This is a genomic window from Hydrogenophaga sp. NH-16, from assembly GCF_004006415.1.
Taxonomy (GTDB): domain Bacteria; phylum Pseudomonadota; class Gammaproteobacteria; order Burkholderiales; family Burkholderiaceae_C; genus Hydrogenophaga; species Hydrogenophaga pseudoflava.
In genome coordinates this window covers 1,207,733-1,226,961 of record NZ_CP029344.1, presented here as the reverse complement: position 1 = coordinate 1,226,961, position 19,229 = coordinate 1,207,733, and the positions used below count along the sequence as shown (strand labels likewise).

Sequence of the window (19,229 nt, the reverse complement as noted above, 5' to 3'; positions counted from 1 at the left end):
GTTCAGCAGGCAGACGGGGCAGCCCCCGCTTCTTCTTCGGCCAGCCAGGCGAGCACCGGAACCGTCCCCGGCAGCACAGGCTCGCAGCTCACTGGCAACCGCTCCCAGCGATGGCTCTGACCCTCATGCATGTGCAGGTCCCCGGACCACTCGTAGACCTTGCAGAAGTTCAGGCGGACCAGCGCGTGGGGATAGTCGACCAGTGATCGCCGCCAGGCCATGGCCGGGCCAATGGTGACGCCGATCTCCTCCTGCAGCTCCCGTCGCAAGGCCTGCTCCACGCTTTCACCAACCTCCAGCTTGCCGCCCGGGAACTCCCAATACCCAGCGTAGACCTTGCCAGGTGGTCGGGATGTCAGGAGATAGCGGCCCTCTGCATCGACGAGGATGCCGACCGCAACCTCCGTGACCGGGCGCTGCGCGCCCTCGGTGGTGCCGCCGCCATCGACCACCAGCACCGCGGTCTGCCTCATGGCTGCGAACGATGAGAGCCCGCGTAGTCGCGGGCAAACTGGTAGGCCACGCGTCCGCTGCGCGAACCGCGTTCGAGCGCCCAGACCAGGGCCTGCGGTCGCGCCGCTTCGATCTCGGCTGCAGGCACATCAAACGACGCCAGCCACTGGGCCACGATACTCAAGTACTCGTCCTGGCTGAACGGGTAGAAGCTGACCCATAGCCCGAAGCGCTCAGACAGAGAGATCTTTTCCTCCACCACCTCGCCGGGATGCACCTCGCCATCGGCGGTATGGGTGTACGTGAGGTTCTCCTTCATGTACTCCGGCAGGAGGTGCCGTCGGTTACTGGTCGCGCAGATCAGGACGTTCTGCCCTGCCGCCGACACCGAACCATCGAGGATGGATTTGAGGGCCTTGTACCCCGCCTCGCCGTCCTCGAAACTCAGGTCATCGCAGAAGACCAGGAAGCGCTCGGGTCTGTCGGCCACCACATCCACGATGTCCGGGAGGTCCACCAGATCGGCCTTGTCCACCTCGATCAGCCTCAAACCCTTCGGCGCATACTCGTTCAGGCAAGCCTTGATCAGAGACGATTTGCCGGTACCACGCGCGCCCGTCAACAACACGTTGTTGGCGGGCAAACCTTGCACGAACTGCTCGGTGTTGCGCTGGATCTTTTCCTTCTGCCCGTCGATTTCCTGCAGGTCGGACAGACGCATCTGGGCCACCTGGCGCACCGGCTCGAGGACGCCATGACCGCTGCTGCGTTTGCGGTAGCGAAATGCGATGGAGGCGTTCCAGTCGGGAGCACCCAACGGCTGGGGCAGCACCGACTCGATGCGGGAGATCAGCTGTTCGGCTCTTTGCAGGAGCCGTTCGAATTGCTCGTTCATGCCCAGCGACCTTGGGTCAGGACCGGTAGTCGGCGTTGATGGTCACGTAGTCGTGGCTGAAGTCGCAGGTCCAGACCGTCTCGGTGGCGCTTCCGCGCCCCAGCCCGATGCGCACCAGGATCTCGGCTGCCTTCATGACGCGCTGCCCGTCTTCTTCGCGGTAGTCGGGGTTGCGACCACCCGCCTTGACGACATGCACATCCCCCAGATGCAATTCAATCTTGGACGCATCTAGGTCGGCGATGCCGGCGTAACCGACGGCGGCAAGAATCCGGCCCAGGTTGGGGTCGCTGGCAAAAAAAGCTGTCTTGACCAGCGGCGAGTGGGCCACGGCGTAGGCCGCCTTCAGGCATTCGTCGCTGCTGGCCCCGCCTTCCACCCGCACCGTGATGAACTTGGTGGCGCCTTCGCCGTCGCGCACGATAGCGTGGGCCAGGAACTGGGCCACTTCTGTCATGGCCGCCAGCAGGGCCCGGCCGTCGGCGCTGGCCAGGTCGGTCACGACCGGATTGCCAGCCTTGCCCGTGGCCACCACAACAAAGGAGTCGTTGGTCGATGTGTCACCGTCCACTGTGACGCGGTTGAAGGAACCGTCGGCCAGCCGTTTGGCCAGGGCCGGCATCAAGGCGGGCGCCACCGCCGCATCGGTGGCCACATAACCCAGCATGGTCGCCATGTTCGGGCGGATCATGCCCGCCCCTTTGGCGATGCCACTCACGGTCACGGTCTGGCCCCCCACCGTCGCCTGGCGGCTGATCGCCTTGGGAAGCGTGTCGGTGGTCATGATCCCCTCGGCCGCCTTGAGCCATTGCGCACCTGTGGCACCGGCGGCACTGCCGGCATCTGACAGAGCGGCAGGCAGTCCGACGAGCAGCCGCTCCAGTGGCAGGGGCTCCATGATCACGCCGGTCGAAAAAGGCAGCACCTGCTCGTGCTGCACACCCAGGGCCAGCGCCAGTGCATTCGTGGTCTGACGGGCGTTCTGCAAACCCGGCTCACCCGTACCGGCATTGGCGTTGCCCGTGTTGATCACCATGGCCCGGATACCCAGGCCCGCAGCGAGATGGTCCCGGCACACCTGCACGGGCGCAGCCGCGTAGCGGTTCTGCGTGAACACAGCCCCGACGACACTGCCCTCATCCAGCAGAAAAACGGTCAGGTCCTTGCGGTTCGCTTTGCGAATGCCAGCTTCGGCCACGCCGATGCGAACACCCGCGACGGGCAGCAGGTCCTGGGCTTGGGGGGCAATGTAGTTCACAGCCATGGCATCAGATTCCGGTCAAAAGGGCATCAAGTCAGTGCGCCGTGGCAGTGCTTGTACTTCTTGCCGCTGCCGCAGGGGCAGGGGTCGTTGCGCCCCACACGCGGCACCTCGGCCACCGCAGTCGCGGGGTCGACAACGCTCTCGGCTTCGCCGGTTTCGGTCGGCGCGGTGTAGGTCACGTTGGCAATCTGTTCGGCGCTGGCCTCCATCTGCTCGGTGGCTTCAGAGATCTGCTCGGCCGACTGCACGCGCACGTTCATCAGGATGCGGGTCACGTCGTTCTTCACACTGTCGAGCAACTGGCCAAACAGCTGGAAGGCCTCCCTCTTGTACTCCTGCTTGGGCTGCTTCTGGGCGTAGCCCCGTAGGTGGATGCCCTGCCGCAAGTAGTCGAGTGCGGACAGGTGGTCCCGCCACTGGCTGTCGATGGTCTGCAGGAGCACCATGCGCTCGAACTGGGTGAAATTTTCATCGCCGACCAGTGCCACCTTGTCTTCGAACACTTGCTTGGCAGCCTTCTGAACACGCTCGACGATGTCGTCGACCTCGACCGACTCAGACTCTGACACCCAGCTGGCAACCGGCAGATCCACCGACCACTCTTCGCGCAGCACACGCTCGAGGCCGGGCAGATCCCATTGCTCCTCCACGCTGCCTTCGGGCACGAACTGGTGCACCAGATCCGTCATGCAACCCTCGCGCAATGCGTCGATCTGGGCCCGCAGGCTCTGTGCGTCCAGGATGTCGTTGCGCTGCTGGTAGATCACCTTGCGCTGGTCGTTCGACACATCGTCGTATTCCAGCAACTGCTTGCGGATATCGAAGTTGCGGGCCTCGACCTTGCGCTGGGCACTTTCGATGCTGCGTGTGACGATGCCGGCCTCAATGGCCTCGCCCTCTGGCATCTTCAGCCGGTCCATGATCGCCCGTACCTTCTCGCCTGCAAAGATCCGCATCAGCGAGTCGTCCAGGCTCAGGTAGAAACGGGATGAACCCGGGTCGCCCTGACGGCCCGAGCGGCCCCGCAGCTGGTTGTCGATGCGGCGGCTTTCATGGCGTTCGGTCGCGATGATGCGCAGGCCGCCGAGTGACTTCACCTTCTCGTGGTCCGACTGCCACTGATCACGAAGCGCCTGCACGCGCTGCGCCTTGCTGGCGTCGTCCAGCGACTCGTCGGCCTCAACCGCAGCGACCATCTTTTCCAGGTTGCCACCGAGCACGATGTCGGTGCCGCGGCCAGCCATGTTGGTGGCAATGGTGATGGCGCCAGGGCGCCCCGCCTGGACGATGATGTCCGCTTCTCGGGCGTGCTGCTTGGCGTTGAGCACCTCGTGCGGCAGCTTTTCGGCAGTCAGCAGACCGGAGATGATTTCCGAGTTCTCGATCGAGGACGTGCCCACCAGCACCGGCTGGCCACGCTCGTGGCACTCGCGGATGTCCTGAATCGCCGCAACGTACTTTTCCTTGGTGGTCTTGTACACGCGGTCGAGCTGATCGACGCGCTGGCTGGGGCGGTTCGGCGGGATCACCACGGTCTCCAGACCGTAAATTTCCTGGAATTCGTAGGCCTCCGTGTCGGCGGTACCGGTCATGCCCGACAGCTTGCCGTACAGACGGAAGTAGTTCTGAAAGGTGATCGAAGCCAGCGTCTGGTTCTCGGGCTGGATCGCGACGCCTTCCTTGGCCTCCACCGCCTGGTGCAGGCCGTCGCTCCAGCGGCGACCGGACATCAGCCGGCCGGTGAACTCGTCCACGATGACGATCTCGCCGTTCTGCACCACATAGTGCTGGTCACGGTGGTAGAGGTGATGAGCCTTGAGCGACGTCACCAGGTGGTGCATCAAAGCGATGTTCGCAGGGTCGTACAGCGAAGCGCCCTCTGGCAACAGACCCGCCTGGCTGAGCAGGCGCTCGGCATTTTCGTGCCCCTGTTCGGTCATGTGGATGGAGTGTGCTTTCTCGTCCACCGTGAAGTCGCCCGGCTTGATCACGCCTTCGCCGGTGCGGGGATCGGCCTCGCCTTCCTGGCGGGTCAGGTGCGGCACCAATTGCTTGATGGCGGTATAGACCGGCGTCTGATCCTCGGCCTGGCCACTGATGATCAGCGGCGTACGGGCTTCGTCGATCAGGATCGAGTCCACCTCGTCGACGATCGCAAAATTCAGTCCCCGCTGCACGCGGTCCTTGGCCTCGTGCACCATGTTGTCGCGCAAGTAGTCAAAGCCGTACTCATTGTTGGTGCCGTAGGTGATGTCGGCGCCGTACGCGGCTTGCTTTTCCTCACGCGGTGCCTGGGGCAGGTTGATGCCGACCGACAGCCCGAGAAAGTTGTAAAGCCGCCCCATCCACTGGGCATCGCGGCTCGCCAGGTAATCGTTCACGGTCACGACGTGAACGCCTTTGCCCGACAGCGCATTGAGGTAGACCGGCAGCGTGGCGGTCAGTGTCTTGCCTTCACCGGTTCGCATCTCGGCGATTTTCCCGGAGTGCAGCGCAATACCACCAACCAGTTGCACATCGAAGTGACGCATCTTCATCACGCGCTTGCTTGCCTCGCGCACCACAGCGAATGCCTCGGGAAGGATCGCATCGAGGGTGGCGCCGTCGGCCAGGCGGCGCTTGAACACCTCCGTCTGCGCTGTCAACTCGTCGTCGCTGAGCTTCTCGAATTGAGGCTCCAGACCGTTGATGCGTTCCACCGTTTTGCGGTAGGTCTTGAGCAGACGGTCGTTGCGGCTACCGAACAGTTTGGTGAGGAAATTTGTGGCCATAAGTGCGGACCGGCAGCAGGCATGGAAATGCCAGGCAGGCGAAATGATCGAACAACTCCTGCCAGCCGTATCGGCTTGCACGGGCACGCGGAAGGTGCCGGCAAACGCTGCTGTTTCAAGAGCAAAGCCGCAATTTTACCCGGCGGTTTCGGAGGCTGATCAGGGCCTTCGCGGGTTGCCTGGAACCAGTTGAGCCGCCGCGAGTGTCTCTCCTGCAGCCAGGAACCGGGATGGGTCCTGTGGTACGCCCGACACCCACACCTCGAAGTGCAGATGCGGACCCGTCGATCGCCCCGTGGAGCCCACCGCGGCGATGACCTGACCACGCTTGACGATATCCCCCTTCTTGACGAGCACCCGAGACGCATGGGCGTAGCGGGTGATCAGGTCATTGCCATGATCCACTTCTACCATGTTGCCGTAGGCAGGGTGCATGTCCTGAACCACCACCACGCCTCCTGCGGCAGCCAAGATGGGTGTTCCGGTGTCTGCGGGGAAATCCAGTCCCGTGTGCAGGGCTGAGCGCCCGGTGATGGGGTCAATTCGGAACCCAAATGGCGAGCCAATGCGGCCACCCGCTACCGGCTCTTCGGTAGGGACAAGCGTGCGCTGTATCTTCTGGTCGAACAGTCGCGACTCGATCACCGTCAGCCAATCCACGCCCGCGCCACTGACTCTGTCCAGTTGGTTCATCGCAGACATCAGCTCAGGCAGCGTGATATCCCGCCCGGACACCAGGGCTCCGCCGGATCCCGGTTGTACCTTGAGTTCTTCGGGCTTCAGCCCAGCGAGTCCGGCCACACGCTCCCCCAGCGACTCGATCTGGAGCATGCGTGCCTGCATTTCGCCGAGCTTGCGCGCCATGGCGTCCAGGTTCTCTCGCATGTACAGCTCTTTGGAGTCGACATCTCCCTGAGTCACCAGACGGGCAACCGAGTTGAAGCCGGGCCACTCCTGACGCACCCCATGCAGGAACACCCAGTGGTATGCGGCCACAGAGCCCAGCATGACCAGTATCGACAAGAGAATGCCAGAAAAGGCCAGCTTGAGGCCGCTCAAATGGAGCGCTTGGCTTTTGGCCAGCCAGGCATCCGTGATAATGATGTGCACTGTCAGACCACCTCTTTCAACGGCAGCGAAGTGTTGCCAAACCTGCCAAGCATGAGCACCGCCTACCGGTACAACAGACGCGTGTTCAGCCTCGAACAGGCTGTTGGCGAAGAACCCACATTGGCACTTCTGCAGGAGCGCATTCGCGCGTCCCGGAACTGCTTGGAAGCGGTTACGGCATTGATACCAGCACCGCTGCGTTCACAGGTTCAACCTGGCCCGCTGGCGGACGGTGAGTGGTGTTTGCTGGTCAGCAGCGCCGCCGCATCAACCAAACTTCGCCAACTCCTGCCATCCATGCGGCAGCGTCTGGCCCAAAACGGAATGGAGATTACCTCCATTCGTTTGAAAATCCAAACACCAAGACACTGAAGTCCCCGGATGGTGCCGCTTGTCTGACTCGAACAGACGACCTATCGCTTACAAGGCGAGTGCTCTACCAACTGAGCTAAAGCGGCTTCTGGATGAAAATTCTACTTGACGCGCTTGAGTTGAGGCCGACCACCACTGCGACCCGCTCCATCTGGTGGAAGCTCCGTTCCGCCGTCTTCGGATCCAACAGGCATCGGAACCGACCGGAGTAAAGACACGCGATCAGCCGCCGCCTGCTCACCAGACTCCGGCGTCATCTGCACGGGTTCCTCGGTGGCCGTTTGCAGTTCATCCGGCGGAGGAAAAGCCATGCCCTCCCCGTTCTCTCGCGCGTAAATCGCGATCACATGGGTCGTCGGCACCACCACGTCTCGTGGAACGCCACCAAACCGCGCCTTGAACTCGATGAACTCATTGCCCAGGCGCAAACCATTGGTCGCGTCAAAGCTCACGTTGAGCACGATCTCGCGGTTGCGAACGTACTCCATCGGAACATTCACCGACCCATCCACACGCACGGCGATATGGGGCGAATACCCGTTGTCAGTGCACCACTCGTGCAAGGCACGTATGAGGTAGGGACGGGTCGAGGTTGATTCCATGTCGTCACGAATCATCGCTGAAGGCTCGCCTCAAGCGAGGCAGAACCTCATCACTTGCGCATCACCTTCTCGGACGGCGTCAGTGCCTCGATATAAGCAGGACGGGAAAAAATCCGCTCGGCGTATTTCAGCAGCGGCGCAGCGTTCTTGCTCAGCTCAATGCCATAGAAATCAAGGCGCCAAAGCAAGGGAGCAATTGCCACATCCAGCATGGAGAAGTTGTCTCCCAGCATGAACTTATTCTTGAGGAACACCGGCGCGAGTTGGGTCAAGCGGTCGCGAATGTGGGCACGTGCCTTTTCGAGCGCCTTTTCGTTGCCCTTGCTGCTCCGAGACTCGAGCACGGACACGTGGGTGAACAGCTCCTTTTCGAAGTTCAGGAGGAACAGGCGAACCCGGGCGCGATCCACAGGGTCACCAGGCATCAGTTGGGGATGCGGAAACCGCTCATCGATGTACTCATTGATGATGTTCGACTCATACAGAATCAGGTCCCGCTCCACCAGGATCGGCACCTGACCGTACGGATTCATGACACTGATGTCTTCTGGCTTGTTATAGAGGTCCACGTCGCGGATCTCGAAGTCCATGCCCTTTTCGAACAGGACAAAGCGGCAACGGTGGGAATAGGGGCAGGTGGTGCCCGAGTACAAGACCATCATGTGGGAGTCTCCTAAGACAAAACAGTGGTTTGCTAGCCCGCGAACCCGCGGAACCGCAAACCACTGCAAATTTCATGGGTGACCCCGATACAGCTTCGGGGCCCCTGCATGCTCGATTTACTTGACGTCTTTCCAGAACGAAGCGTTCAGTCGCCAAGCCACGATGGTAAATGCCGCCAGGAAAAGAAGCACCCAGACGCCAATGCGCACCCGGCTGTTCTGTGCCGGCTCAGCCATCCACTGCAGGTAGGCCACCAGGTCACCAACGTTTTGATCGTACTGCTCTTGTGACATGGTGCCGGCCTTGCCGGGCTCCCAACTCTTGAACAGTTCGACTTGCTGACCGTGGCTCTCGTGTTTTTCGAAGACAGGCTTGCGTTCGCCCTGCAGTTCCCACAGCGGGTGTGGCATGCCGATGTTCGGGAACACCAGGTTGTTCCAGCCCGTGGGCTTGGTTTCGTCGCGGTAATAGCTGCGCAGCAGGGTGTAGATGTAGTCGGCACCAGTGCCGGCGCCGCTGGAGCGCGAGCGCGCCACCAGGGTCAGGTCGGGTGGATTGGCGCCGAACCAAGCCTTCGCCTGCTTGGGATCGATGGCCGCCTTCATCGTGTCACCGATCTTGTCGGTCGTGAAGGTCAGATTTTCGGCAATCTGCTTGTCGGTCAGGCCGATATCGCGCAGACGGTTGTAACGCATGAACGAGGCCGAATGGCAGCTCAGGCAGTAGTTGACGAACAGCTTGGCACCGTTTTGCAGCGCCGCCATGTCGTTCGTACGGGCTGGCGCCTTGTCCAGCGGAAAGCCAGAGCCAGCGGCCATGGCGACCCCACTCAGACCGAAGGCCAGCATCAGGCCCAGAAACATCTTTTTCATGTTGGTGATTCTCCGGATCGCACTCAGTGGGGCTTGAAGGTGACGCGGCTGGGCACTTGCTTGAACTCGCCCAGGCGACTCCACCACGGCATCAGAAGGAAGAAGCCGAAGTAGAACAGCGTGCCAACCTGAGAAACACGCTCACCCACGGGGGACGGAGGCTGCACACCCAGATATCCCAGAATGAGGAAGTTGATCACGAAGACGGTGTAGAGCCACTTGTTCCAGCTCGGGCGGTAACGGATCGACTTGACCGGGCTGTTGTCCAGCCACGGCAGGAAGAACAGGATGATCACAGCGCCGCCCATGGTCACGACGCCCCAGAATTTGGCATCGATGGCCAGCATCAGCACCACGGTGACCGCAGCGGCACCCAGCACCACCACCTTGAACATCGCCGCAAGCTTGGACTTGAGCACGGCGAACAGGGCGGCAGCCAGCACGCAGGCGATCAGCGCATACATCATCTCGCTGGTGATGGCGCGCAGCATCGAGTAGAAGGGCGTGAAATACCAGACCGGCGCAATGTGCAGCGGCGTGACCAGCGGGTCCGCGGGGATGAAGTTGTTGAACTCCAGAAAGTAGCCGCCAAACTCCGGCGCGAAGAACACAATGGCCGAGAACACCATCAGGAACATCGACACACCGAAGATGTCGTGCACCGTGTAGTACGGATGGAACGGAACACCATCGGCCGGAGCGGACACCGACCAGCGATTGCCCTTGGGGCCCGCCTTGATTTCCACACCGTCGGGATTGTTGGAACCCACATCGTGGAGCGCCATCAAGTGGGCGACCACAAGGCCCAGCAGCACCAGCGGCACGGCGATCACATGGAAGCTGAAGAAGCGGTTGAGCGTGGCGTCACCGACCACATAGTCTCCACGGATCAGCAGCGCCAGATCGGGGCCCACAAACGGAATGGCAGAGAACAGGTTCACGATCACCTGCGCACCCCAGTAAGACATCTGACCCCACGGCAGCAGGTAGCCCATGAAAGCCTCAGCCATCAGCACCAGGAAGATGCCGCAGCCGAACAGCCACACCAGCTCGCGCGGCTTGCGGTAGGACCCGTAGATCAGGCCTCGGAACATGTGCAGGTACACGACCACAAAGAAGGCGGAAGCCCCCGTGGAGTGCATGTAACGGATCAGCCAGCCCCATGGCACGTCGCGCATGATGTATTCGACCGAGGCGAACGCCACCGGCACACCAGCCGCATTGAGGTTGGCGTCGGGCTTGTAGTGCATCACCAGGAAGATGCCCGTGACGATCTGGATCACCAGCACAAGCATTGCCAGCGAGCCGAAGATGTACCACCAGTTGAAGTTCTTCGGCGCGTAGTACTCGGCCATGTCGCGCTTGTAGATGTAGAAGGCGGACGGAATCCGGTTCTCGAACCAGTTCGTGACCTTCTGGACAACGGGCGCGTCGGGGGAAATTTCTTTGAATTCAGCCATGGATGCCTCTGTGGGGTCGTGTTGCCTGCTGAGCGCAGGTCAGGCCTTTTTCTCTTCGCCGATCAACAGCGTGGTGTCGGACGTGTAGTAGTGCGGAGGCACTTCAAGGTTGTCCGGCGCTGGCTTGTTCTTGAACACGCGGCCAGCAAGGTCGAACGTCGAGCCATGGCAGGCACAGAGGAAACCACCCACCCAGTCATCGGGCAGCGAGGGCTGGGGACCGGGCGTGAACTTGTCGCCAGGCGAACATCCCAGGTGCGTGCAGATACCCACACCGACGAAGACCTCCGGCTTGATTGAACGGTGGCGGTTCTTGGCGTATTCAGGCGTCGGGTAGGCCTTGCGTTCAGAAGTCGGGTCGGCCAGCTGAGGCTCAACCTTCTCGAGAGCCGCCAGCTGCTCGGGGCTGCGACGCATGATCCACACAGGCTTGCCGCGCCATTCGACCACGCGCTTCTCACCTGGCTGCAAGGTGGAGATGTCCACTTCGACCGCAGCACCCGCTGCCTTTGCACGCTCGGACGGCTGAAAACTGCTGACAAAGGGGACGGCGACGGCGGCTGCTCCCACGCCACCCATGGCGGCGGAGGTGATCAGCCAAGTACGGCGGCTGTTGTCCACAGACGCAGCGACGGTTGCTTCACTCATGGGGATCTTTCAAGGAAGTTCAAGACGGGGCCCACTAGGGTCAACCCTGCATTGTACCGGAGCGTTACAAGCCGATTTTTCACTGATCCAGGCACGACAGGCCAACCACCTTGCGGGCAACTAGCCTCATTGGCAGCATCAGAAACAGGTAATACAAATGTGCTCTGTGCGAAAATGTTTTTTCTTGGTCCGAGGGGCCATTGTTTTGTAGAACGACCATTGAAGGAGCTCATCGAATGGCCATGTTGCAAGAGTTCAAAGAATTCGCCCTCAAAGGCAACGTCATGGATCTGGCTGTAGGCGTGATCATTGGCGGCGCCTTCGGAAAGATCGTGGACTCGATCGTGGGCGATCTGATCATGCCCGTTGTCAGCAAGGTTTTCGGAGGCCTTGACTTCTCCAACTACTACATCGCCTTGGCGGGCCAAGCCGCTGGCCTTCCGCTGGCAGAGGCAAAAAAAGCTGGTGCGGTGCTGGCCTATGGCAACTTCATCACCATCGCCCTGAACTTTGTGATTCTGGCGTTCATCATTTTCATGATGGTCAAGCAAATGAACCGCATGCGCAAAGAGGCGCCCCCGGCGCCACCAGCCCCGACACCGGAGGAAGTGGTTCTGCTGAGGGAAATCAGGGACAGCCTGCGCAAGTGAGCCAGCAACCCAAGCCCGGGGCAGCCGACAACCTCGATCCAAGGCATTCGCAGCCGTCAGGACTGGCTCAACGGCTCATCCCGATGGCCGCATCCACCGCTGCCAGCAAGCTTGCAGCGCTCGCCTGTCCTGTCCCGGCCAGATCGAAGGCGGTGCCATGGTCGGGGCTGGTGCGAACCATGGGCAAGCCCAGCGTGGTGTTGACGCCATGCTCTAGGCCGAGAAGCTTGACCGGAATCAGCCCCTGGTCGTGGTACATGGCAACCACCACATCGAACTCACCCTGGCGGGCCCGCATGAACACGGTGTCGGGCGCGTGTGGGCCGCTGACGTTCAATCCATCGGCACGGGCCCGATCCACAACCGGCTGCAGGATCTCGATTTCTTCCCGACCAAACAGACCACCCTCGCCAGCATGAGGATTCAACCCAGCGACGGCGATGCGAACGTCAGGCATGCCGCAGCGGTGATAGTGCGCCGCGGTGATACGGATAGTGTCCATCACGCGTTCGGTGGTGACAGCCTCAAGTGCCTGCCGCAACGACACATGGATGCTCACCAGCACGGTGGCCAGCCCAGGCGCACTGAGCATCATGCGCACCGGCATCTCGCTCACAGGCACACCCAGGTGTTCAGCCGCCAGGGCTTGAAGGAACTCTGTGTGCCCCGGGTGCGGCAACCCCGCGACGGCCAGAGACTCCTTGTGCACAGGTGCAGTGACCAATGCCCTCGCCTGACCTGTCAATACCCACCGTGCGGCAGCAGCAATGCTGTCAGCTGCGGCTCGGCCGGCTTCGGCACTGATTCGGCCCCATGGCACCAATAGGCCCGGCGCACAGGTCTGTATCAATGCGAGCCCTTGGCGAGCTGCATGAGCCCATTCCCCCGGCCCATCGAGCACCACCACGTCAAGCGGAACACCACCGCGCTGCAGCCGGACCACTTCCGCGGCGCGCCGCAGGGTGGCCGCATCACCGGCCACCACCACCTGCTCCTGCAGATCGGGGCGTTCCAGCAAAGCACGGACCACGATCTCGGGTCCGATCCCAGCGGGGTCTCCCATGGTGATCACAAGCGGGCGGTGACGACCGGGACTCTCGAAAACAGGAGTGGTCACAGTGTTACGCGGGGTTGGGAATGTCGATGAACTGATGCTCAATGCCGAGCAGCTCCGCCACGTGACCAGCCACCGCTGGCGCGCCGTAGCGCTCCGACGCGTGGTGACCACAGGCGATATAGGCCACACCAGCCTCCCGCGCGTAGTGCGTCTGGGGCTCGGATATCTCCCCCGTGACAAACACGTCGGCGCCAGCAGCGATGGCCGCCTCGAAATAGCCTTGGGCACCGCCCGTGCAGATCGCCACGCGCTCCACACGGCGCCCCGGATCGCCGACCAGCAGCGCGGCGCGTCCCAAAGAACACTCGATGTCCTTGAGCAGTTCGGCAGCCGGCGCTGGCGGACGCAAACCCAGGAAACCCAGCGACTGGTCGCCAAAGCGCCCTTCCCCTGCATCCAGCACGCGCACACCGATTCGGCGTGCCAGCTGCGCGTTGTTGCCCAGCTCGGCATGTGCATCCAGCGGCAGGTGATACGCCAGCAGGTTGATGTCGTGCGACAGCAGGCGCGCCAGACGCTGCTTCATCCAGCCCGTCACCCGCCCGTCCTGACCACGCCAGAACAGTCCATGGTGCACGAACAGGGCATCTGCACTGGCGTCGATGGCTGCATCGATGAACGCCAGGCTGGCGGTCACCCCGCTGACCAGCTTGCGCACCCGCACCCGGCCCTCCACCTGAAGACCGTTGGGTCCGTAGTCCTTGAAAAGCGCAGGTTGCAGGAGGCGGTCGCAGGCTGCGAGCAGTTCGTCGCGCGAGACGCCTTGACCGGGAGATGTATCGGGTGGCATGGAGGCAGTGATATCAGAACCGGCCGCCAGGGACATCCTGGCGACCGTGTCCTATTCTGTCATCGCCCACCCGGGGACGCTGCCGCGACAGGCGCTGCTCAGCCGCGCTTGCGCTCGGCCCGCTCGGACTCCACCATCTTGCGGTTGAAGAACCGGTAGAACCAGATCGCCATGCCGATCATGAAAGCGATGCCTGCGATACTGAAAAGACCATAGTCGGTGGAAAAAAGATCTGCAATGGCTTTCATCGTGTGCTCCAGTCCTCTGTGACAACAGACGGCCATTGCATCCCCAAGCCACGCCATACGCATTGATCTGCATCAATCGGCTTGAACCGGCGAGCCACGTGGTCATATACGTGACAATGTCAGCAGGGATGCCGCGAAACGCTCCCGAGCGCCCGTTCCTTTTGCACCCGTTCACCATGAAACGCATCTGGCTCCTCTTTGCCCAAACCGTCACTGTTGCGGTGGCTGTCCTTTTTGTCGTGGGCACGCTCAAACCCCACTGGCTGGACCGACGCAATGTGCTGCCTGCGGTGGTGCCGGTGATTGAATCGCCCGGAACTCTCTCTGGCGAACCGTCGCCCAACAGCTTCAGGGAAGCGGCCAAGCGGGCCTCCCCTGCGGTCGTGAGCATCAACACCAGCAAGGCCCCCGATCAGGCGCAGATGGCCGACCCCTGGTTCCGATTCTTCTTTGGAGAGCAGGGACAGGGACAACCTCAGGCCGGACTGGGCTCCGGCGTGATCGTGAGCGAAGCGGGTTACATCCTCACCAACAACCACGTGATCGAAGAAGCAGACCAGATTGAGGTGGTGCTCAACGATGGCCGGCGAAGCACCGCCCAGGTCATCGGCACCGACCCGGAAACCGATCTGGCCATCCTGAAGATCAATCTCGGTGGCCTGCCCGTGATCACCCTGGGCAATTCCGAGGCGCTGTTCATCGGCGACCAGGTGCTGGCCATCGGCAACCCCTTCGGGGTCGGTCAGACCGTGACGAGCGGCATCGTCAGTGCCCTGGGACGCACCCAGCTGGGCATCAACACGTTCGAGAACTTCATCCAGACCGATGCAGCCATCAACCCGGGCAATTCGGGCGGTGCGCTGGTGGATATCCACGGACACCTGATGGGCATCAATACCGCGATCTATTCGCGTTCGGGCGGGTCGATGGGCATCGGTTTTGCCATCCCCACCTCCACCGCGCGCAGCGTGATGGACGCCATCGTGCGCGATGGCAAGGTCACCCGGGGCTGGATCGGTGTGGAGCCGCAGGATTTGACCCCTGAGCTGGCCGAGAGCTTCTCGATCCCCTCGGGCACGGGTGTCATCATCACTGGCGTGCTGCAGAACGGGCCGGCCGCCCAGGCTGGCATCCGTCCTGGCGATGTGGTGACCCAAGTGGGAGACAAACCGGTCAGCAACGTGTCCCAGTTGCTGTCTGCCGTGGCGGCTCTCGCGCCGGGCGAACCCTCCAGCCTGGAGATCGTGAGGAAGGACGGAAAACAGCGCATCCAGATCACGCCGGGCAAGCGCAACCTGCCCAGGCCCCAGCCCAACCGCTGATCAGGACGCCGCGCTGTCCTTCACGGATTCCTCGGGGGCCTTGGTATTGCGCACAAACCACTGCGAGCCCCAGATGCCCAGCTCGTACAGCAGGCACATGGGCACCGCCAGTGCGAGCTGTGAAATCACGTCCGGCGGGGTCACGACGGCGGCGATCACGAACGCCACCACGATGAAGTAACCCCGGAACTCCTTCAGCTGCTTGACGCTGACCATGTTCATCTTCACCAGCAGCACCACCACGATCGGCACCTGGAACGCCAGGCCAAAAGCAAGATAGAGCGACAGGATGGCTTCCACATACGAGGCGATGTCGGGGGTCGCTGCCACGCTTTGAGGGGTGAACTGCTGGATGAAGCCAAACATCTTGTCCAGCACGAAGAACTGGACAAAAGCGATGCCCACGTACGCCAGCAAGCTGCCCAGGATGATCAGCGGAACCGCAAAACGCTTTTCATGGCTGTAAAGCCCCGGCGCCACAAACGCCCAGATCTGGTACATCCACCAGGGCAGCGAGAGCAGCAATGCTCCCATGGCCAACACCTTGAGCGGCACAAAGAACGGCGAAAACACCCCCACGGCGATCAGCTTGGCATCGGGAGGCATGTGCGCCCGGATGGGCACCGCAATCAGATCAATCAGTCCGCTGGGCCCGGGCCAGATGGCCAGCAGCGCCATGCAGACCCCCAGACCAGCGATGCCATAGAGCAGCCGGTCGCGCAGCTCCATGAGGTGCTGGACAAACGGCTGCTCTGAACCGGCGAGCTCGTCGGTGGATTTGTCAGGATCGGACATCAGCGAGAAGCGGAAGAGGGGCGCGGGCGGAATCGGGCCACGCGGGCCGCACCGGACTGGGCACGCGTGCGCACGCCCGTGCGGGCCTTGTACCACTGGGGCATCGCTTTCTGCTTGATGCGCCAGTTCTTCCGGGGGTGTTTGTAAGACGGGAAACCATCGGTCCCGAGCCGAGAAAGCGCCTCCGAGGTGTCGGAGGAAAACGCCGATCCATCCAGACCCGAGGTGGCTTCGGACCACGACTTCTCGAAATCGCTGGCACCGGAGGCGACCGACGACTCCACGTCGCGCGCCGCCGTCTCCACCGACTCTTTCATTTTCTTGAGCTCTTCAAGCTCCATGGAGCGGCTGACCTCAGCCTTCACGTCGGCCACGTAGCGCTGGGCCTTGCCCAACAGGGTCCCGACCGTGCGAGCCACGCGCGGAAGCTTCTCGGGGCCGATGACAACGAGCGCCACAGCGCCAATCAGCGCAAGCTTGGAGATACCGAGATCAATCATGGACCGGTGTGCGGCAGGACGTCATAAGTGGTTGGCGCCGCAGTGAGCATGCGCCACCTTGAGTCAGCTTTTTTGCTTGGCTTCAACGTCGATGGTGGTCTTTTCGCTCCGAGCGTCCTGGCCCACCTGAGCGGCCGGTGTTGCATCGGCGGCCTGGCCACCGTCCTTCATACCGTCCTTGAAACCTTTGACGGCGCCACCGAGGTCGGAGCCGATGTTCTTCAGTTTTTTGGTGCCGAACACCATCACCACGATCAGCAGCACGATCAGCCAATGCCAAATCGAGAATGAGCCCATGAGTATCTCCAAAACGTTGTGTGAAAGCGCGACCGGCGCCAATACTGGGATTCTACGACCGCGGATTTGGTTCAGCCGCGCGCCCAGGGACGAGGACCGCCCATCACGTGCCAGTGCAGGTGCTGAACCTCCTGACCACCTTCGATGCCGGTGTTGCACACCATGCGAAAGCCACCTTCGGGATACGGATTGCAGCCCTGTTCCAGTGCCAGCTTCGGCGCCAGCACCATCAAACGCCCCATCCAGCCCTCGTCGGCGGGCGCCAACTGCGCCATGGAGGCAATGTGCCGCTTGGGAATCAGCAGGAAATGCACCGGCGCCCAGGGATGGATGTCGTGAAACGCGTACAGCTCCTCATCCTCATACACCTTCCGGGACGGGATCTGGCCAGCAACGATCTTGCAGAAAATGCAATTGGGGTCTTGATGACTCATGGAGTTTCGGGCGGTTTCAGGAAGGCATGGCCTGGCTGGCATTCATGCGCACCATGCCCCGGACAATGCGGTAGAGGAACCAGATGGAAATGATGGCCCAGGCGATCATGCCCGGCAGCAACAACAGCAGCCACAGAGGCCAGGTGACGACATACAGGATGCCGGCCCAGATCACGGAGCGGATGCGCCAGGAGAAATGACTGGCCTGCCAGGTGCCTTCGGCGTCGCCCTTTTTCACCAGATCGATGATGAGCGCCACCAGCAGGATGCCGACGCCCACCTGCGCGCCCGGCAACACCGCCGCTACCGCCACGATCAGGTGCAGCAGATAGCTGATCCAGCCGACTGTCTTGAGGGATTCTGCCTTTTCGCTGTCCACCGCCTTGACGTCGATGATGTCGCTCATGTCGGCTCCTTTCAGGATTTGGGTTCCGCCTCGCGCGCCACCGCCTTGCGCAGGGCTTTTTCTTCCAGACCACTCAACCCCTCGCGGCGCGCCAGCTCGGCCACCACGTCGGCCGGTGTCTTGCCGTAGTGGGCCAGCGCGATCATGCTGTGGAACCAGAGATCGGCCACCTCGTTGACCAGCTTCTGCACGTCGCCGCCATGGTCACAGTCCTTGGCGGCCATCACCGCCTCGGTGGCTTCTTCACCGATCTTCTTGAGGAAGGCGTCCGGCCCCTTGTGCAGCAGTCGCGCGACATAGCTCTTCTCGGGATCGCCGCCGTTGGCTGGCTTGCGGCTTTCGATGACCGCGGCCAGGCGCGCGAGCGAATCGGTGTCGGACATGGCACTCACTTGTAAATCGATTCCGGGTCCTTGAGCACCGGATCGACCGGCACCCACTGTCCATTCTGGTGGCTCTGGAAGAAGCAGCTGTGACGCCCGGTATGGCAAGCGATACCGGGCTCGTGGCCCAGTTGCGTCACCTTGAGCAGCACCACGTCGTTGTCGCAGTCCAGCCGGATGTCGTGCACCGTCTGCACGTGGCCGGACTCCTCGCCCTTGAACCAGAGCTTGTTGCGCGAACGGCTGAAATACACCGCACGCCCCAGCTCGGCCGTCTTCCGCAGCGCTTCCCGGTTCATCCAGGCGAACATCAGCACGTCGCCGGTGGCCGCTTCCTGCGCGATCACGGGAACCAAGCCCTGCGCATCCCACTTGATGGCGTCGAGCCAGTCCATCACAACCTCACCGGAATGCCGCGTTCGGCCATCCGCTGCTTGGCCTGGGCCACGGTGTACTCGCCGTAGTGGAAGATGCTGGCAGCCAGCACCGCATCCGCCCCGCCCTGCTGCACACCGTCGGCCAGGTGGTCGAGATTGCCCACGCCGCCGGACGCGATGACGGGCACGCTGACCGCGTCGGCGACAGCGCGCGTGAGCTCCAGGTCGAAGCCGCTTTTGGTACCGTCGCGGTCCATGCTGGTCAGCAGGATCTCGCCGGCGCCGTATTCGGCCATCTGCCGCGCCCAGGCCACCGCATCCAGCCCGGTGTTCTTGCGGCCGCCGTGGCTGTAGACATCCCAGCCTTCGCCGCGCGCAGCGGCGTCGTCCCCGTGGCGGCGCTTGGCGTCGATGGCGACCACGATGCACTGCGAGCCGTATTTGTCGGACGCGTCGCGGATCACCTGCGGATTGGCGATGGCCGCCGAATTGAAGCTGGTTTTGTCAGCACCGGCATTGAGCAGTCGGCGCACGTCTTCGACCGTGCGCACGCCGCCACCAACCGTGAGCGGGATGAATACCTGCGAAGCCACCGCCTCGATGATGTGCAGGATCAGGTCGCGCCCGTCGCTGGTGGCGGTGATGTCCAGGAACGTCAACTCGTCGGCACCCTGCTCGTTGTAGCGGGCTGCGATCTCCACCGGGTCACCGGCGTCGCGCAGTTCCACGAAGTTGACGCCCTTGACCACGCGACCACCGGTCACGTCCAGGCAGGGGATGATGCGTTTAGCCAGCATCGG

General features: G+C 62.2%; 24 protein-coding genes and 1 tRNA gene. 3 read left to right on the top strand and 22 right to left on the bottom strand.

What is annotated here, in order from left to right:
• Window positions 1–2: 2 nt before the first annotated feature.
• The 5 genes from DD542_RS05985 to DD542_RS05965 all read right to left on the bottom strand — a co-directional run bounded on the left by DD542_RS05985 (window position 3) and on the right by DD542_RS05965 (window position 6,493).
• Window positions 3–473 (bottom strand): NUDIX domain-containing protein, encoded by a 471-nt coding sequence (locus DD542_RS05985; protein ID WP_079366782.1) that lies wholly within the window; start codon window positions 471–473, stop codon window positions 3–5.
• A complete protein-coding gene (locus tag DD542_RS05980) occupies window positions 470–1,348 on the bottom strand; it encodes an ATP-binding protein (RefSeq protein ID WP_079366781.1) in 879 nt (292 codons plus the stop codon). The genes DD542_RS05985 and DD542_RS05980 overlap by 4 nt, the downstream gene beginning before the upstream one ends.
• A 16-nt stretch (window positions 1,349–1,364) precedes the next feature.
• Entirely contained in the window at window positions 1,365–2,612 is a 1,248-nt protein-coding gene (gene argJ / locus DD542_RS05975; RefSeq protein ID WP_066152924.1) for a bifunctional glutamate N-acetyltransferase/amino-acid acetyltransferase ArgJ, read from the bottom strand.
• A gap of 26 nt (window positions 2,613–2,638) precedes the next feature.
• On the bottom strand, window positions 2,639–5,383 hold the full coding sequence (gene secA / locus DD542_RS05970) for a preprotein translocase subunit SecA (RefSeq protein ID WP_127804449.1): 2,745 nt from the start codon (window positions 5,381–5,383) through the stop codon (window positions 2,639–2,641).
• Between the two features lie 159 nt (window positions 5,384–5,542).
• Complete coding sequence (locus tag DD542_RS05965) at window positions 5,543–6,493, bottom strand: M23 family metallopeptidase (protein ID WP_079366779.1); 951 nt, start codon at window positions 6,491–6,493, stop codon at window positions 5,543–5,545.
• Window positions 6,494–6,544: 51 nt separating this feature from the next.
• Between DD542_RS05965 and DD542_RS05960 the strand changes: the two genes are divergently transcribed.
• Window positions 6,545–6,865: a DciA family protein gene (locus DD542_RS05960; RefSeq protein WP_084397131.1), complete on the top strand. Its 321-nt coding sequence runs from the start codon at window positions 6,545–6,547 to the stop codon at window positions 6,863–6,865.
• Window positions 6,866–6,875: 10 nt separating this feature from the next.
• Here the strand turns inward: DD542_RS05960 and DD542_RS05955 are convergent.
• From DD542_RS05955 to petA, 6 genes are all read right to left on the bottom strand, one after another.
• Window positions 6,876–6,951: transfer RNA gene (locus DD542_RS05955), tRNA-Thr, on the bottom strand.
• 15 nt (window positions 6,952–6,966) lie between these two features.
• Entirely contained in the window at window positions 6,967–7,482 is a 516-nt protein-coding gene (locus DD542_RS05950; protein WP_206610774.1) for a ClpXP protease specificity-enhancing factor, read from the bottom strand.
• A 35-nt stretch (window positions 7,483–7,517) separates the two neighbouring features.
• Entirely contained in the window at window positions 7,518–8,129 is a 612-nt protein-coding gene (locus DD542_RS05945; protein WP_066152914.1) for a glutathione S-transferase N-terminal domain-containing protein, read from the bottom strand.
• 117 nt (window positions 8,130–8,246) lie between these two features.
• Window positions 8,247–9,002, bottom strand: a complete 756-nt coding sequence (locus DD542_RS05940) for a cytochrome c1 (protein ID WP_066152911.1) — start codon at window positions 9,000–9,002, stop codon at window positions 8,247–8,249.
• A 23-nt stretch (window positions 9,003–9,025) separates the two neighbouring features.
• Window positions 9,026–10,462, bottom strand: a complete 1,437-nt coding sequence (locus DD542_RS05935; protein ID WP_127804448.1) for a cytochrome bc complex cytochrome b subunit — start codon at window positions 10,460–10,462, stop codon at window positions 9,026–9,028.
• Between the two features lie 39 nt (window positions 10,463–10,501).
• On the bottom strand, window positions 10,502–11,110 hold the full coding sequence (gene petA / locus DD542_RS05930) for a ubiquinol-cytochrome c reductase iron-sulfur subunit (RefSeq protein ID WP_066152901.1): 609 nt from the start codon (window positions 11,108–11,110) through the stop codon (window positions 10,502–10,504).
• A gap of 236 nt (window positions 11,111–11,346) precedes the next feature.
• Here petA and mscL point away from each other — a divergent pair, with 236 nt between their 5' ends.
• Window positions 11,347–11,760 (top strand): large conductance mechanosensitive channel protein MscL, encoded by a 414-nt coding sequence (gene mscL, locus DD542_RS05925; protein WP_127804446.1) that lies wholly within the window; start codon window positions 11,347–11,349, stop codon window positions 11,758–11,760.
• A 67-nt stretch (window positions 11,761–11,827) separates the two neighbouring features.
• On the opposite strand, the gene pdxA is transcribed toward mscL, so the two are convergent.
• The 3 genes from pdxA to DD542_RS05910 all read right to left on the bottom strand — a co-directional run bounded on the left by pdxA (window position 11,828) and on the right by DD542_RS05910 (window position 13,915).
• Complete coding sequence (gene pdxA / locus DD542_RS05920) at window positions 11,828–12,877, bottom strand: 4-hydroxythreonine-4-phosphate dehydrogenase PdxA (protein WP_277750670.1); 1,050 nt, start codon at window positions 12,875–12,877, stop codon at window positions 11,828–11,830.
• Window positions 12,878–12,881: 4 nt separating this feature from the next.
• Window positions 12,882–13,667 carry a Nif3-like dinuclear metal center hexameric protein gene (locus tag DD542_RS05915; RefSeq protein ID WP_127804442.1) on the bottom strand — a complete coding sequence of 262 codons (786 nt, stop codon included), beginning with the start codon at window positions 13,665–13,667 and terminating at the stop codon, window positions 12,882–12,884.
• Window positions 13,668–13,765: 98 nt separating this feature from the next.
• Window positions 13,766–13,915: a DUF3149 domain-containing protein gene (locus DD542_RS05910; RefSeq protein WP_079366775.1), complete on the bottom strand. Its 150-nt coding sequence runs from the start codon at window positions 13,913–13,915 to the stop codon at window positions 13,766–13,768.
• Window positions 13,916–14,091: 176 nt separating this feature from the next.
• Between DD542_RS05910 and DD542_RS05905 the strand changes: the two genes are divergently transcribed.
• Window positions 14,092–15,237 (top strand): trypsin-like peptidase domain-containing protein, encoded by a 1,146-nt coding sequence (locus DD542_RS05905; protein ID WP_079366774.1) that lies wholly within the window; start codon window positions 14,092–14,094, stop codon window positions 15,235–15,237.
• Here the strand turns inward: DD542_RS05905 and tatC are convergent, their stop codons facing one another.
• From tatC to hisF, 8 genes are all read right to left on the bottom strand, one after another.
• Window positions 15,238–16,032 (bottom strand): twin-arginine translocase subunit TatC, encoded by a 795-nt coding sequence (gene tatC / locus DD542_RS05900; protein ID WP_066152889.1) that lies wholly within the window; start codon window positions 16,030–16,032, stop codon window positions 15,238–15,240.
• Window positions 16,032–16,532 (bottom strand): Sec-independent protein translocase protein TatB, encoded by a 501-nt coding sequence (tatB, locus tag DD542_RS05895; protein WP_066152886.1) that lies wholly within the window; start codon window positions 16,530–16,532, stop codon window positions 16,032–16,034. The genes tatC and tatB overlap by 1 nt, the downstream gene beginning before the upstream one ends.
• 63 nt (window positions 16,533–16,595) lie before the next feature.
• Window positions 16,596–16,829, bottom strand: coding sequence for a Sec-independent protein translocase subunit TatA (tatA, locus tag DD542_RS05890; RefSeq protein WP_066152883.1), 234 nt, complete (start codon window positions 16,827–16,829; stop codon window positions 16,596–16,598).
• 71 nt (window positions 16,830–16,900) lie between these two features.
• On the bottom strand, window positions 16,901–17,263 hold the full coding sequence (locus DD542_RS05885; protein WP_066152878.1) for a histidine triad nucleotide-binding protein: 363 nt from the start codon (window positions 17,261–17,263) through the stop codon (window positions 16,901–16,903).
• Window positions 17,264–17,279: 16 nt separating this feature from the next.
• Window positions 17,280–17,669: a hypothetical protein gene (locus DD542_RS05880; protein WP_066152873.1), complete on the bottom strand. Its 390-nt coding sequence runs from the start codon at window positions 17,667–17,669 to the stop codon at window positions 17,280–17,282.
• A gap of 11 nt (window positions 17,670–17,680) precedes the next feature.
• Window positions 17,681–18,052, bottom strand: coding sequence for a phosphoribosyl-ATP diphosphatase (locus DD542_RS05875; RefSeq protein ID WP_066152870.1), 372 nt, complete (start codon window positions 18,050–18,052; stop codon window positions 17,681–17,683).
• A gap of 5 nt (window positions 18,053–18,057) precedes the next feature.
• Entirely contained in the window at window positions 18,058–18,447 is a 390-nt protein-coding gene (hisI, locus tag DD542_RS05870; protein ID WP_066152866.1) for a phosphoribosyl-AMP cyclohydrolase, read from the bottom strand.
• Window positions 18,447–19,226: an imidazole glycerol phosphate synthase subunit HisF gene (hisF, locus tag DD542_RS05865; protein ID WP_127804440.1), complete on the bottom strand. Its 780-nt coding sequence runs from the start codon at window positions 19,224–19,226 to the stop codon at window positions 18,447–18,449. Before hisF ends, hisI begins: the two co-directional genes overlap by 1 nt.
• Window positions 19,227–19,229: the final 3 nt, after the last annotated feature.